This window comes from Kitasatospora sp. NPDC051853 (assembly GCF_044452665.1).
GTDB lineage: Bacteria > Actinomycetota > Actinomycetes > Streptomycetales > Streptomycetaceae > Kitasatospora.
The window spans coordinates 552,189-566,171 of the sequence record NZ_JBITBY010000005.1; the positions used below are offsets into that span (position 1 = coordinate 552,189).

The window sequence follows — 13,983 nt, forward strand, 5'->3', positions numbered from 1 at the left end:
AGCCGGGCCGCACCCCCACGCGTCCCGGCTCCGCCCCGGCCCCAGGAAGGAACGGATGACCCACCGCCGCTGGTTCACCCCCTGGCTGCTGGCCGGCCCCGCCGTGGTCTGGCTGGCGGTCTTCAACCTCTGGCCCACCCTCAACACGGTGGTGCTCTCCTTCACCAACGCCAAGCCGCTCGGCGGCGGGCACTTCACCGGCCTCGCCAACTACCGACGGGCCCTCAGCGACGACCAGTTGACCGACGCGCTGGTCAACAGCATCGTCTACCTGCTGGTCTGCCTCCCGCTCCTCACCCTGCTCCCGCTGCTGCTCGCCCTGCTGGTGCAGCACCGCCTCCCCGGCATCACCTTCTTCCGCACCGCCTTCTACACCCCCGTGATCGCCTCCGCCGTGGTGGTCGCGCTGATCTGGGGCTGGGTGCTGGACGACCGGGGTGTGGTCAACGGCCTGGCCCAGCAGCTCGGGGTGGTCACCGCCCCCGTCCCCTTCCTCACCGACCGCTGGCTGCTGCTGCTCAGCGCCATCGCCCTGACGGTCTGGAAGGGCCTCGGGTACTACATGGTCATCTACCTCTCCGCGCTGGCGAACGTCGGCCGCGAGCTGCACGAGGCGGCCGCCGTGGACGGGGCCTCCGCGCCGCGCCGGTTCTGGCACGTCACCCTGCCCGGGGTGCGGCCGACCATGCTGCTGGTCTCGGTGCTGATCTCGGTCTCCGCGCTACGGGTCTTCTCCGAGCTCTACGTGCTCTCCAACGGCACCGGCGGCCCGGGCGGGCGCGACATGTCCGTGGTGATGCTGATCCAGATGTACAGCCGCGGCTTCACCGGCCACCTCGGGTACGCCTCCGCGCTCAGTCTGCTGCTCTTCGCCATCACCCTGGCGCCGATGCTGCTGCTGACCCGGCTCAACCGGAAGGCGGCCTGACCACGATGCCCACCCGACGCGGCTTCAACTCGCCCTCCCCGTCCGGGAACGCCGTCCGCTACGCGCTGCTGCTGCTCGTCCTGCTGCTGACCGTCGGCCCCTTCCTCTGGCAGCTCTCCACCTCGCTCAAGGGCCCGGCCGAGGACATCTACACCCGCACCCCGGCCTTCCTCCCTCAGCACCCGACGCTGGAGAACTACCGGGCCGTCGCCGACACCATCCCGGTCTGGACCTACGCCGCCAACTCCCTGCTGGTGGCCGCCGTCGCGGTGTTCGGCAACGCGGTCGGCGCCACCCTGGCCGGCTTCGCACTGGCCCGGCTGCGCTTCCGCGGCGCCCGGCTGCTGCTCGGCCTCTTCCTGGCCACCCTGATCCTGCCGGGCGAGGTCACCATCGTCTCCCAGTACGTCACCGTGCGCGGCCTCGGCCTGGCCGACACCCTGCTCGGGGTGGCGCTGCCCGGCGCGCTGGCGATGCTCAACGTGCTGCTGATGCGCACCGCCTTCGCCGCCGTGCCACCGGAGTTGGACGCGGCCGCGCTGGTGGACGGCGCCAACGTGTGGCAGCGGCTGTGGCACGTCGGACTGCCGAACGTGCGCGGGATGCTCAGCGTGGTGGTGATCTTCACCTTCATCGGCGCCTGGGACGACTTCCTCTGGCCGCTGATCGTGCTGAACGACCCGCAGAAGTACACCCTCACCGTCGGGCTCCAGTACCTGAACGGCACGTTCAGCGCCAACCCCCGGCTGATCGCCGCCGGGACCATGATCGCTTTCCTCCCGATCGTCGTCGTCTTCGCCACCCTCCAGCGGTTCTTCTTCCGCGGGGTCGAGGAAGGAGCAGTGAAGGGTTGACCAGGTCAACTGCCGTGCCGACAGCCGTCCCGCGCTTCGGCGTCAACTACACACCGAGCGAAGGGTGGTTCCACCACTGGCTGGACTACGACCCGGGCGCCGTCCGGGCGGACCTGGACTCGATCGCCGCGCTCGGGCTGGACCACCTGCGGGTCTTCCCGCTCTGGCCGCTGTTCCAGCCCAACCGCACCCTGATCCGCCCGCGCGCCGTCGAGCAGCTGGCCGACCTGGTGGACGCGGCCGCCGAACGCGGGCTGGATGTGGCGGTGGACGGCCTCCAGGGCCACCTGTCCAGCTTCGACTTCCTGCCCGCCTGGACCCAGACCTGGCACCGGCGGAACATCTTCACCGACCCGGAGGTGACGGCGGCCCAGGAGGAGTACCTGCGCACCCTGGCCGCCGCGCTGGCCGGCCGGCCGAACTTCCTCGGCATGACGGTGGGCAACGAGATCAACCAGTTCTCCTCCGGCCCGCATCCCGACCCGGACCCGATCACCCCCCGGCAGGCCGAGCGGTGGCTGGACCGGATGCTGGCCGCCTGCGAGCGCGGCGCCCCGGGGAGGCTGCACGTGCACGCCGAGTACGACGCCGCCTACTACCAGGACGACCACCCCTTCACCCCCGGCCAGGCGGCCCGGATCGGCGGCGCCACCGCCGTGCACTCCTGGGTCTTCAACGGCACCGCCCAGCGGCACGGCCCGGACGCCCCCGCCACCACCGGCCACGCCGCCTACCTGATCGAGCTGGCCAAGGCCTGGGCGGACGACCCCGCCCGGCCGATCTGGCTCCAGGAGGTCGGCGCCCCCGCCCCGCACGTCCCGGCCGGGCAGGCCGACCGCTTCACCGCCGCCACGGTGGCCGCCGCGCTGGACTGCCCGGACCTGTGGGGCGTCACCTGGTGGTGCTCCCACGACGTCAGCCGCTCGCTCGCGGACTTCCCCGAACTCGAGTACACCCTCGGCCTGTTGACCAACGACCGGCGGCCCAAGCCGGCCGGCCTCGCGCTGGCCGCCGCGGTCGCCGAGGCCCGGGCCGGCTGGCGGCCCCCGGCCCCGCGGGGCACCGCCCTGGTGCTGGACGTGGGGGGCGAACGGGAGGCGCCCAAGCGCTCGGTCTGCGCCCCCGGCGGGCCGTACTTCGAGGCCTTCGCCCGGCTGGCCGCCGACGGCGCCCGGCCGACCGCCCTGCTGATCGAACACGCCGAGGACCGGGCCCACTTGGCCGCGCGCGGCATCACCGAGATCCTCACAGTCGACGACGTCCTCTGACCACACCCAGGGAGCCCTCACCCCATGCACGACGACCGCAGCCTTGTCGAAGCCCGGCTCAAGCGCGTCCTGGAGGAGCGCGTCCGCCCGGCGGTGTACCCGGAGAGCGTGCCGCTGACCGCCGGGATCTGGACCGCCCCGGACGAGCCGGTCCCGGTGGCCGAGGGCATCGCCGCGCCCCGCACCCCGGTGGCCGCCGGTGACCGCTGGGGCGCCCCCTGGGGCACCAGCTGGCTGACCGTCAGCGGCACCGTCCCGGCCGCCTGGGCGGGCCGGACCGTGGAGGCGCTGATCGACCTGGGCTTCGACGCCAACATGCCCGGCTTCCAGTGCGAGGGCCTGGTCTACCGGCCCGACGGCACCCCGGTGAAGGGGCTCAACCCGCGCAACCAGTGGGTCAGGATCGCCGACCCGGCCGTCGGCGGGGAGGAGGTGCTGCTGCACGTGGAGGCCGCCTCCAACCCGGTGATCCTGGACTACCACCCCTTCCTGCCCACCGAGTTGGGCGAGAAGGAGACGGCCGGCGCCGAGCCGCAGTACCGGCTCGCCCGGCTCGACCTCGCCGTCTTCGACCGGACCGTCCACGAGCTGGTGCTCGACCTGGAGGTGCTCGGCGAGCTGATGGCCGAGCTGCCGGTGGAGGGCGCCCGCCGCTGGGAGATCCTGCGGGCGGTCGAGCGGGCCCTGGACGCGCTCGACCTCCAGGACGTCAACTCCACCGCCGCAGCGGCCCGTTCGGAACTGGAGACGGTGCTCGCCTCCCCCGCCGAACCCACCGCCCACCTGCTGAGCGCGGTCGGCCACGCGCACATCGACTCGGCCTGGCTCTGGCCGCTGCGCGAGACGGTGCGCAAGGTGGCCCGCACCACCGCCAACATGACCGCCCTACTGGAGGACGAACCCGAGTTCGTCTACACCATGTCCCAGGCCCAGCAGTACGCCTGGATCAAGGAGCACCGCCCCGAGGTCTACGCCCGGGTGAAGAAGGCGGTGGCCGAGGGGCGGTTCGTCCCGGCCGGGGGCATGTGGGTGGAGTCGGACACCAACATGCCCGGCTCCGAGGCGATGGCCCGTCAGTTCGTCCACGGCAAGCGGTTCTTCCTGGACGAGTTCGGGATCGAGAACGAGGAGGCCTGGCTGCCGGACACCTTCGGCTTCGCCGCCGGGCTGCCGCAGATCATCAAGGCGGCCGGCTCCAAGTGGCTGCTCACCCAGAAGATCTCCTGGAGCCAGGTCAACACCTTCCCGCACCACACCTTCCTCTGGGAGGGCCTGGACGGCACCCGGATCTTCACCCACTTCCCGCCCGTCGACACCTACAACTGCTCCATGCTCGGGCGCGAGATCGCCCACGCCGCACGGAACTTCAAGGACAAGGGCCGGGCCAGGCACTCCATCGCGCCGACCGGCTGGGGCGACGGCGGAGGCGGCACCACCCGCGAGATGGTCGGCAAGGCGGCCCGGCTGCGCGACCTGGAGGGCTCGCCCAAGGTCCGCTGGGAGCGCCCCGCCGAGTTCTTCGCCAAGGCCGAGGCCGAGTACCCGGCCCCGCCGGTCTGGGTCGGCGAGCTCTACCTCGAACTGCACCGCGCCACCCTGACCAGCCAGGCCCGCACCAAGCAGGGCAACCGGCGCAGCGAGCACCTGCTGCGGGAGGCCGAACTGTGGGCCGCGACCGCCGCCGTCCGGGCCGGACTCCCCTACCCCTACCAGGAGTTGGACCGGATCTGGAAGACGGTGCTGCTGCACCAGTTCCACGACATCCTGCCCGGCTCCTCGATCGCCTGGGTGCACCGGGAGGCCGAGGCCACGTACGCGGCGGTGGCCGCCGAGCTGACCGGGATCATCGACGGGGCACTGGCCGCGCTGGCCGGTGAGGGCACCGCCGAGCTGGTCTTCAACGCCGCACCGCACGGGCGCTCGGGCGTCGCGGCCGGGGCCGGCGGGATGGCGGCCGCCGTCCCGGGCTGCTCGGTGGCGGAGCGGGCCGGCGGTGGCTTCCGGCTCGCCAACGGCCTGCTGACGGTCGAGGTGGACGGGCGCGGCCTGGTCGTCTCGGTGCTGGACGAGGCCACCGGCCGGGAGGCGGTGGCGCCCGGCGCCGCGGCCAACCTGCTCCAACTCCACCCGGACTTCCCGAACATGTGGGACGCCTGGGACGTGGACCAGTTCTACCGCAACACCGGCACCGACCTCACCATGCTGGACTCACTGGAGGTCGCCGCCGACTCCCCGGGCCTGGTCTCCGTCCGGGTGAGCCGCTCCTTCGGCTCGTCCACCGTGGTGCAGACCCTCACCCTGGCCGCCGGGGCCCGGCGGCTCGACCTGGACACCGAGGTGGACTGGCACGAGACCGAGAAGTTCCTCAAGGCCGCCTTCCCGCTGGACCTGCACACCGAGCGGTACGCGGCCGAGACCCAGTTCGGCCACCTGTACCGGCCCACCCACACCAACACCAGCTGGGAGGCGGCCAAGTTCGAGGCCTGCAACCACCGCTTCCTCCACCTGGGCGAGCCGGACTGGGGCGTGGCCCTGGTCACCGCCTCCACCTACGGCCACGACGTCACCCGGACGGTGCGCCCCGAGGACCACGGCACCACGACCACCGTCCGGGTCTCGCTGCTGCGCGCCCCGCGCTTCCCCGACCCGCACACCGACCAGGGCCCGCACCGCTTCCAGCACGCCCTGGCCCCGGGCGCCACGGTGGGCGACGCGGTCCGCGAGGGATACCGGATCAACCTGCCGGAGCGGCGGGTCACCGGCGCGGCGGCGGGGGTGGCGCCGCTGGTGACGGTGGATCAGGAGTCCGTGGTGCTCAGCGCCGTCAAGCTGGCCGACGACGGCAGCGGCGACGTGGTGGTCCGCCTCTACGAGGCCCACGGCACCCGGGCCACCGCCCGCCTCACCACCGGCTTCCCGTTGGCCGGGGTACAGCGCTGCGACCTGCTGGAGCGGCCGACGGGTGACGCCGCGGCCGACGGCGACGCGGTCGAACTGCGGCTTCGGCCCTTCGAGTTGGTGACCCTGCGGCTGGCCCGCTGACGCCCGGCAGGGCAGCGGCCTCAGGGGCGCGGGGAACTGCGCGCTGCGGAAGAAGCTGACCCGTGCGCCGGGTACGGACACTCACGTGCAAGTGATTCTCCGTACCCGGTACACGGGTCGTCGCCTTCCGATTCGCGCAGTTCCCCGCGCCCCTGGGGTAACCACCACCGCGCGCCCACGCGGCGGAGCCGCACATCAACACAGCCCCGCGCCCCTGGTGTGACCACTTTCACCGCGGGGCGTACGTCTCCGCGACCTCGCGGACCTGGCCGCGCAACCAGGCGTGGGCGCCGTCGAGTTCGTAGCGGGGGTGCCAGGCCATCGCGATCGGCAGGTCGGGCAGGTCCACCGGGACGGGGAAGGTCCGCAGGCCGAGCGAGTCGACCGTGCGGCGGCAGAGGCGTTCGGGGACCATGCCGACCAGGTCGGTCTCACGGAGCAGCAGCAGCGCCGCCGCGAAGGTGGGCACCGTGGCCGCCACCGTCCGGGCCAGGCCGGCCTCGGCCAGGGCGTGGTCGAGCGGGCCGGTGAGGCGGCCGCGCCGGGAGACCGACAGGTGCCGGGACGCGGCGAGGCGGCGGGCGCTGACCCGGCCGGAGGCCAGCGGGTGGCCGTCCCGGACCACGCCGACCAGACGGTCCGTCAGCAGCCGTTCCACCCGGGTCTCCGGCGGGGGGTCCGCGATCACGCCGATCTCCAGCGCGACCTCGCCGCGCCGCAGCAGGTCGCTGTCGGTCGGGGGCTCCGCCAGGAACCGCAGGGTGAGCCCCGGCGCCAGCCGCCCCACCGAGGCGAGCAGCCCGGCCCCGAGCGAGTGGACGATCTCGTCGTGGGCGAGCAGGCTGTGACTGCCCGTCAGGGTGGCCGGGTCGGGTGCCCCGTCCGGGGCGAACAGGGCCTGCGCCTCGGCCAGCACCCCGTGCACCCGCGCGCGCAGCGCCACCGCCCGGGGCGTGGGGACCATCGCACGCCCGGAGCGGACCAGCACCGGATCGCCCAGGGCCTTGCGCAGCCGCCCCAGGGTGCGGCTCATGGCCGGCACCGAGAGGTGCAGGCGTTCGGCCGCGCCGGTCACGCTCTCCTCCTCCAGCAGCGCGTCCAGCGCCACCAGCAGGTTCAGGTCCAGCTCGGCCATCCCGCCCACCGCTCCCCACACTTGCGTCCGGTGCAACTCTTCCTTGCCATCTTTGCACTTGAACGCAAGTATCCGCGCTTCCTAGCCTGGGCCCATGCCATCCCAACTCCTCCATGAGCCCGGAGCGTCCGTGCCCACGACCACCGCCCACCGGCCGAAGCGCGTGCTCGCCCTGCTCTGCGCCTGCGTGGTGCTGACCATCGCCATGGTGGCCGCCATCAACCTGGCCGTGCCGCCGATCGCCGCGAGCGCGCTGCACCCCGACGCCACCCAACTGCTCTGGATCGTCGACTCCTACGTCATCGTCTTCGCCGGACTGCTGATACCGGCCGGGGTCGCCGGTGACCACTACGGCCACAAGCGCACCATGCTCTCCGGCCTCGCCGTCTTCGCCCTCGGCGCGCTGCTCTGCGCGCTGGGCTCCTCCGTCCCGCTGCTGATCGCCGGCCGGGCCGTGATGGGCGCGGGCGCGGCGCTGATCCTGCCCGCCACCCTGTCCGTGATCGTGCACGTCTTCCCGCCCGCCGAGCGCCCGCAGGCGATCGCCACCTGGGCCTCGATGACCGGCCTGGCCGGGGTGCTGGGCAACGTCGGCGGCGGTGTGCTGCTCCAACTCCTGCCCTGGCAGTCGCTGTTCTGGGCCGCCGCGCCGATCGCCCTGCTGCTGCTCGCCCTGGTGGCCGTCGTCGTCCCGGTCACCCCGCTGCGCGGCACCCGGCAGGACCCGGTGGGCAGCGTGCTGCTGGTGCTCGGCTTCGTCGCCCTGCTGCACGGCGTGATCGAGGGCCCGGCACAGGGCTGGGGCTCGCCCGCCGTGCTGCTCAGCCTGGCCGCCGCCGCACTGCTGCTGGCCGGCTTCACCTGGTACGAACTCCGGTGCGCGCACCCGATGCTGGACCCGCGGCTGTTCCGCCTCCCGGCCGTCCGGGCCGGCGCGCTGGGGATCGGCGCGGTCTTCTTCGGGATGTTCGCCCTCTTCTACGTCAACGCGCAGTACCTCCAGCAGGTGAAGGGCTTCTCGGTGCTGGCCACCGGCTTCGGCGTGCTGCCGCTGGCGGTCGGCATGCTGGTGGTCTCCCGGCGCGCCGCCGCGCTGGCGGCCCGCTTCGGCCGGTTCCCGGTGGTCGCCGCCGGGTTCGGGAGCCTGCTGGCGGGTCTGCTGCTGCTCTCCACCACCGGCCCCGCCACGCCGTACCCGCTCTACGCCGTGTACATGGTGCTGATGGCCTGCGGCGCGGGCCTGGCCACCCCGCCGCTCTCGGCCGGGATCATGGCCGCGCTGCCGCCGCAGCAGGCCGGCCTGGGCTCCGGGATCAACAGCTCCACCCGGGAGCTGGGCAGCGCGCTCGGGGTGGCCGTGGTCGGCACCGCGATCTCCACCGGGCCGCTGAGCGAGGGCCTGGCCGGGGGCTACCGGGTGGTGGCCGTCGTGGTCCTGGTCCTCGGCACGGCCGCCCTGTCCCAGCTGCGCCGCTCCTGACCGCACCGCCCGGCGGCCGCGCCGCCCGGCCCGGCCGGACGCCCGCGCACGCGCCCTTCACCGGGCCCGGCGCGGGTGCAGCCGTGCGCCCCCGAAGTACTCTGCTACCGGTCCGACCATGTTGTTTTACTCATTCTTGACGCATCGTCAAGACACTGAGAGGGACTCGATGCCCCGTCGTCCCGTCCTCCTGCGGCAGGACCTCGCCGCCTCCCTGGTCGTCTTCCTGGTGGCCCTCCCCCTCTGCGTCGGCGTGGCCGTGGCCTCCGGCGTCCCCGCCGAACTCGGCCTGGTCACCGGCATCGTGGGCGGTCTGCTGACCGGCCTGCTGCCCGGCAGCAGCCTCCAGGTCTCCGGCCCCGCCGCCGGCCTCACCGTGCTGGTGCTGGAGGCCGTCCGCACCTTCGGCCTCGCCGCCCTCGGGGTGCTCACGCTCGCCGCCGGCCTGCTCCAACTCACCATGGGTGCGCTGAAGTTCGGCCGTGCCTTCCGGGCCATCTCGGTGGCCGTGGTGCAGGGCATGCTGGCCGGCATCGGCCTGGTGCTGATCTCCGGACAGCTCTACGCCCTCACCGACACCCCGGCCCCCGGCCACGGCCTGGCCAACCTGGCCGGCCTGCCCCGGCTGCTGGTCTCCACCGCCTCCTCCCCCGGCGCCCTCACCGCCGCCGCGCTCGGCTGCGGCACCGTCTCGGTCCTGCTGCTCTGGCCGCACCTGCCGCCCCGCTTCCGCCTGGTGCCCGCCCCGCTGGCCGCCGTCGCGTTCGCCTCGCTGACCGTCTGGGGGCTGGGCCTGGACGTCGCCCGGGTCCGGGTCTCCGGCCTGCTGGAGGCCGTCCACCCGCCCGGCGCCGGGGAGTTCGCGCTGCTCGGCCGGATCGACGTGCTCGGCACGGTGCTGGCCTTCGCGCTGATCGCCTCCGCCGAGAGCCTGTTCAGCGCCGCCGCCGTGGACCGCCTGCACGACGGACCACCCACCCGGTACGACAAGGAACTCCTCGCCCAGGGCGCCGGCAACACCGTCTGCGGCCTGCTCGGCGCCCTCCCGATGACCGCCGTCATCGTCCGCAGCGCCGCCAACGTCCAGGCCGGCGCCCGCACCAAGGCCTCCCGCGTCCTGCACGGCCTGTGGCTGCTGCTCTTCGCCGCCCTGCTCCCCGCCGCCCTCACCCTGATCCCGCTGGCCGCCCTGGCCGGCGTCCTGGTGCACGCCGGAGCCAAGCTCCTGCCCCTCAAGGCCCTTGTACCGCTGTGGCGTTCGCACCGCGGCGAGGCCGTGGTGCTCGCCGTCACCGCGCTCGCGATCCTGGCCACCAACCTCTTCGAGGGCGTCCTGCTCGGCCTGCTGCTGGCCGTCCTCAAGGCCGCCTGGGAGACCTCCCACCTCCACCTGTCCGTCACCGACCACAGCGACGGCAGCGTCACCCTGCGGCTGGCCGGGAACGCCACCTTCCTCCGTCTCCCCCGCCTGCTGGAGACCCTGGAACGCCTGCCGGCCGACCGCCCCGTCCGCCTGGACCTCAGCGAGCTGCGCCACCTCGACCACGCCTGCCGCACCGCGCTGACCCCCTGGGCGGACAAGTCACTGGACGATCACCTGGCCGCCCGTTAGCTTGCTCCGACGTGGACACGATCACCTTCAACGACGGCACCCCGACCGCCCTCCCGCTGGACGTCCGGTGGATACACGGCTCGGAATCCTCCAAGCACAACACCGACCCGGACATCCAGGTGTACGCGTACGACGAGCACACCCTGATCCTCCGTCAGAACAAGGCCGTCAACTTCGAGGCCCCCTTCCTCTTCCTGTTCTTCGGGGCCGAGCGCGCCGTCCTGATCGACACCGGCGCCACCGCCTCCCCCGAGTACTTCCCGCTGCGCGCCACGGTGGACGGCCTGATCGACCGGTGGCTCGCCGCCCACCCCCGCGAGGGCTACCGGCTGCTCGTCCTGCACACCCACGGCCACGGCGACCACAAGGCCGGCGACCCGCAGTTCGCCGACCGCCCGGACACCGAACTCGTCGAGGCCGACCGCGACTCCGCCTTCGCCTTCCTCGGCCTCACCGAGGACCCGACCGCCACCGTCCCGCTGGACCTCGGCGGCGGCCGGGTGCTCAACTGCTTCGCCATCCCCGGCCACCACGCCGCCTCGGTCGCCTTCCACGACCCGCACACCGGCATCCTGCTGACCGGCGACACCGTCTACCCCGGCCGCCTCTACGTCGAGGACTGGGAGGCCTTCACCCACTCCGTCGACCGCCTGATCGCCTTCGCCGAGACCCACCCGGTCACCCACGTGCTCGGCTGCCACATCGAGATGACCAGCACCCCGGGCGTCGAGCACCAGTACTTCGCCTCCTACCAGCCCGACGAGCACGTCCTCGAACTCACCGTCGACCACCTGCGCCAACTCCGCACCGCCATCGACGAGATCGGCGACAAGCCGGGCCACTACCCCTACCCGGACTTCGCGATCCAGCGCTGACCCGGCCTCCGGAGCGCCGGGGCGGGCCGACGGAAAAGGTCCGCCGGGACTTCGTCAGCTCGCCCCCGGCGCCCCGGAGTCCGCCGGTCCGCCCGTTCCTCCGTGCCACCATGCCCAGACCAACGACCGGGACGGCACCCGGACCACCCGGGCCCGCCCCGCACCGGCACAGGGGGGTTCGGACATGGTCAGCAGCGCGGCCGCGGGCACCGGCACCGGCAAGGCGGCGGGCAACAGCTGGGGCACCTCCGTCGACGGCGGCGGCTGGGAGCTGGCGGTCCGTCAGCCGGCCGCGGCGCTACGGGGGCAGGTGCTGGAGTACCGCGGCTACCGGATGGACCTGCGCCACCCGCGGCGCCGGCTCGAAGTGCCCACCGCCGTGGTCACCATGGTGCTCGGCTTCGACGGCCCGATGCGGCTGACCGACGCCGTCGACCCGGCCAGGACCGCCTCGTTCACCTCGCTGATCGGCGGCATGCGGCGCACCGGCACCATCGGCGAGCACGACGGACGGCTGCACGGCCTCGCCGTCTCGATGACCCCGCGCACCGCGTTCGGCGTCTTCGGCCCCGCCCTCGGCGACCTCACCAACCAGTGGGTCGACCCGGCCGACGCCCTCGGCCACGGCACCGTCCGGCGGCTGCTGGACCAGCTCTTCGAGGCCCCCGGCTGGGACGCCCGGGCCCGGGTGATGGACGCCTTCCTGCTCTCCCGGCTGGCCCGCAGCCGCCCGTACACCTCCGCCGTCGACTGGGCCTGGCGCGAACTCCGGCGCACCAACGGCCAGGTGTCCGTCAAGGAGCTCGCCGACACCATCGGCTGGAGCCGCCGCCGGCTGGAGACCGCCTTCCGTGAACAGGTCGGACTGCCGCCCAAGGGCTGCGCCCGGGTGCTCCGGCTCCAGCACGCCCTGCGCGAGTACCGCGACTCCACCGACCGGGACGGCGCCCGGATCGCCACCCACTGCGGCTACTTCGACCAGGCCCACCTGGTGCGGGAGTTCCGCGCCACGCTCGGCTGCACGCCCTCCCAGTTCTTCGCCCACCGCAGCCGCCAGCTCGGCGCCGAGCCCGCCGACCGCCTGGCCGGCGAGGTCACCACCGCCCTGCTCCCCAACGGCGACCGCACGCGGGTCGGCTGACGGTCCGTCAACAGGGTTCGCATTTTTACAAGCCCCGCCCCGGCGTCCCGGGAGAGGGTGGGCCCCGGAGCCGAACGGCCCCGCCCACATCCTTCGAGAACGGAATGTCATGCGCCTGAGGAACCTCGCCGCCGCCGGACTGCTCGCCCTGACCACCGTGGCCGGTGTCGGCGTCGGCGTCGGCACCGCCCACGCCAACCCCAGCTGCCCGGACGCCTACGCCTGTCTCTACAGCGACGCCGGCTTCAGCGGCTACAAGCGGACCGACTTCAACAGCCGCTCCAGCTGGGCGGCCGTCACCTACGACGGCACCAGCATCCCGCTCTACCGGGGCGACGGCGTGCTCACCAACGTCAGCAGCCTGGACAACTGGGACAAGGTCAAGCCGATCGCGGTCTACTACAACTCCGGCTGGGCCGGCCCCTGCTTCACCGTCGCGGTCTTCGGCCAGGTCTCCGACTTCGGCGGCATCGTGCTGCCCAACGGCAAGAGCGCCAACGACAACATGAACTCCCACCGCTTCGGCTACACCTGCGGCGCGGTCTACAACTTCTGACCCACCGTCACCACCCGACGGCGGTACCCGGAGCGGGGCACGGGCAAGGTGCCCCGCCCCGGGTGCCGCCCGACCGTACCGGAGAAGGGTCCTGCCATGCACCGCCGCTCCGCCGCGCTCCTGCTGCTCCTCCCCCTGCTGGCCACCGCCTGCGCCCGTGCGACGCCGCCCGCCCCGGACGGGGCCGCCCCTGTTCCCGCGGTGGCCGAGGTCCGGTCGGACGCCGACATCCGGCTCCCGTTCGACGCGCACGTGCTGACCGCCGCCCAGCAGCGGACGGTGATCCTCGCCGAGCAGCGCCTCGCCCGGGGCTGCATGAGCCGCTTCGGCCTCGACTGGCCCGCCCCCGTGCTGCCGCCCGTCCCGGACGCCCCCGCCAACTCCCGCCGCTACGGCGTCCTGGACCCGGCCTCGGCGGGCCGCCTCGGCTACCACCCGCCGGCCGATCCGCCCGCCGCCCCCGCACCGGCCACCACGCCCGAGATGCTCACCGTCTACGGCGGCAAGGGCGGCCCCTCCGAACTCGACGGCCGCCCCGTCCCCGAGGGCGGCTGCCTCGGTGAGGCCCGACGGGGCCTGGGCATCGGCGAGTTCAGCCTCGGCAGCCTCGAACTCAACCGGATCGGCACCGACTCCTTCACCCAGGCCCAGCAGGACCCGCGCTACACCGCCGCCACCGCCGCCTGGAGCAGCTGCATGCAGCGGGCCGGCCACTCCTACGCCGACATCTGGCGTGCCAACAACGACCCCCGCTGGTCCGTCCCCGCCCCCACCGAGCTCGAACTCGCCACCGCCCGCGCGGACGCCGCCTGCAAACTGAGCACCCGTCTGCCCACCGTCCTGCTCACCGTGGAGACCGAGCTGCAGACCGCCGCCATCCACCGCCGGGCGGCCGCCCTGCGCACCGCCACCGAACGCCAGCACACCGTCCTGGCCCGGGCCACCGCCGTGCTGGCCCGACCCTGACCACCTGTCCCATCGGGGGCGGGGGGGGGGGCGGGGGCGCCCCCCCCCCGGGGGGGCGCCCCCCCCCCCCCCCCCCCCCCCCCCGCCGCGACCCCCCCCCGCGCCGGCCCCCCCCCCCCCCCCCGG

At 73.7% G+C, this 13,983-nt stretch carries 11 protein-coding genes; 10 read left to right on the plus strand and 1 reads right to left on the minus strand.

Annotation, left to right across the window (positions count from 1 at the left end; translation table 11 throughout):
• Window positions 1–55 precede the first annotated feature (55 nt).
• From ACIA8O_RS17970 to ACIA8O_RS17985, 4 genes are read left to right on the plus strand one after another with little or no spacing between them, the layout of a single operon-like run.
• On the plus strand, window positions 56–928 hold the full coding sequence (locus tag ACIA8O_RS17970) for a carbohydrate ABC transporter permease (protein WP_396294808.1): 873 nt from the start codon (window positions 56–58) through the stop codon (window positions 926–928).
• 5 nt (window positions 929–933) lie between these two features.
• Window positions 934–1,782, plus strand: coding sequence for a carbohydrate ABC transporter permease (locus ACIA8O_RS17975; RefSeq protein ID WP_396294809.1), 849 nt, complete (start codon window positions 934–936; stop codon window positions 1,780–1,782).
• Complete coding sequence (locus tag ACIA8O_RS17980; RefSeq protein ID WP_396294810.1) at window positions 1,779–3,050, plus strand: glycosyl hydrolase; 1,272 nt, start codon at window positions 1,779–1,781, stop codon at window positions 3,048–3,050. Before ACIA8O_RS17975 ends, ACIA8O_RS17980 begins: the two co-directional genes overlap by 4 nt.
• A gap of 24 nt (window positions 3,051–3,074) precedes the next feature.
• On the plus strand, window positions 3,075–6,092 hold the full coding sequence (locus ACIA8O_RS17985; protein WP_396294811.1) for an alpha-mannosidase: 3,018 nt from the start codon (window positions 3,075–3,077) through the stop codon (window positions 6,090–6,092).
• Between the two features lie 229 nt (window positions 6,093–6,321).
• On the opposite strand, the gene ACIA8O_RS17990 is transcribed toward ACIA8O_RS17985, so the two are convergent.
• Window positions 6,322–7,227, minus strand: coding sequence for a LysR family transcriptional regulator (locus tag ACIA8O_RS17990; protein ID WP_396294812.1), 906 nt, complete (start codon window positions 7,225–7,227; stop codon window positions 6,322–6,324).
• A 130-nt stretch (window positions 7,228–7,357) separates the two neighbouring features.
• Here ACIA8O_RS17990 and ACIA8O_RS17995 point away from each other — a divergent pair, with 130 nt between their 5' ends.
• The 6 genes from ACIA8O_RS17995 to ACIA8O_RS18020 all read left to right on the plus strand — a co-directional run bounded on the left by ACIA8O_RS17995 (window position 7,358) and on the right by ACIA8O_RS18020 (window position 13,857).
• Window positions 7,358–8,707, plus strand: a complete 1,350-nt coding sequence (locus ACIA8O_RS17995) for an MFS transporter (RefSeq protein WP_396294813.1) — start codon at window positions 7,358–7,360, stop codon at window positions 8,705–8,707.
• A 169-nt stretch (window positions 8,708–8,876) separates the two neighbouring features.
• Window positions 8,877–10,319, plus strand: a complete 1,443-nt coding sequence (locus ACIA8O_RS18000; RefSeq protein ID WP_396294814.1) for a SulP family inorganic anion transporter — start codon at window positions 8,877–8,879, stop codon at window positions 10,317–10,319.
• A gap of 11 nt (window positions 10,320–10,330) precedes the next feature.
• Window positions 10,331–11,194 carry an MBL fold metallo-hydrolase gene (locus ACIA8O_RS18005; protein WP_396294815.1) on the plus strand — a complete coding sequence of 288 codons (864 nt, stop codon included), beginning with the start codon at window positions 10,331–10,333 and terminating at the stop codon, window positions 11,192–11,194.
• A gap of 184 nt (window positions 11,195–11,378) precedes the next feature.
• Window positions 11,379–12,335, plus strand: a complete 957-nt coding sequence (locus ACIA8O_RS18010) for a helix-turn-helix domain-containing protein (protein WP_396294816.1) — start codon at window positions 11,379–11,381, stop codon at window positions 12,333–12,335.
• A gap of 109 nt (window positions 12,336–12,444) precedes the next feature.
• Entirely contained in the window at window positions 12,445–12,891 is a 447-nt protein-coding gene (locus tag ACIA8O_RS18015) for a peptidase inhibitor family I36 protein (RefSeq protein WP_396294817.1), read from the plus strand.
• A gap of 96 nt (window positions 12,892–12,987) precedes the next feature.
• The gene (locus ACIA8O_RS18020; protein ID WP_396294818.1) at window positions 12,988–13,857 is read left to right on the plus strand and encodes a hypothetical protein; all 870 of its coding nucleotides are present in this window, start codon (window positions 12,988–12,990) and stop codon (window positions 13,855–13,857) included.
• Window positions 13,858–13,983 lie beyond the last annotated feature (126 nt).

Coding starts and splice junctions, on each gene's coding strand:
- ACIA8O_RS18020 (WP_396294818.1), top strand. CDS start 12,988: ATGCACCGCCGCTCCGCCGCGCTCCTGCTGCTCCTCCCCCTGCTGGCC.
- ACIA8O_RS17975 (WP_396294809.1), top strand. CDS start 934: ATGCCCACCCGACGCGGCTTCAACTCGCCCTCCCCGTCCGGGAACGCC.
- ACIA8O_RS17970 (WP_396294808.1), top strand. CDS start 56: ATGACCCACCGCCGCTGGTTCACCCCCTGGCTGCTGGCCGGCCCCGCC.
- ACIA8O_RS18000 (WP_396294814.1), top strand. CDS start 8,877: ATGCCCCGTCGTCCCGTCCTCCTGCGGCAGGACCTCGCCGCCTCCCTG.
- ACIA8O_RS17990 (WP_396294812.1), bottom strand. CDS start 7,227: ATGGCCGAGCTGGACCTGAACCTGCTGGTGGCGCTGGACGCGCTGCTG.
- ACIA8O_RS18015 (WP_396294817.1), top strand. CDS start 12,445: ATGCGCCTGAGGAACCTCGCCGCCGCCGGACTGCTCGCCCTGACCACC.
- ACIA8O_RS17985 (WP_396294811.1), top strand. CDS start 3,075: ATGCACGACGACCGCAGCCTTGTCGAAGCCCGGCTCAAGCGCGTCCTG.
- ACIA8O_RS18010 (WP_396294816.1), top strand. CDS start 11,379: ATGGTCAGCAGCGCGGCCGCGGGCACCGGCACCGGCAAGGCGGCGGGC.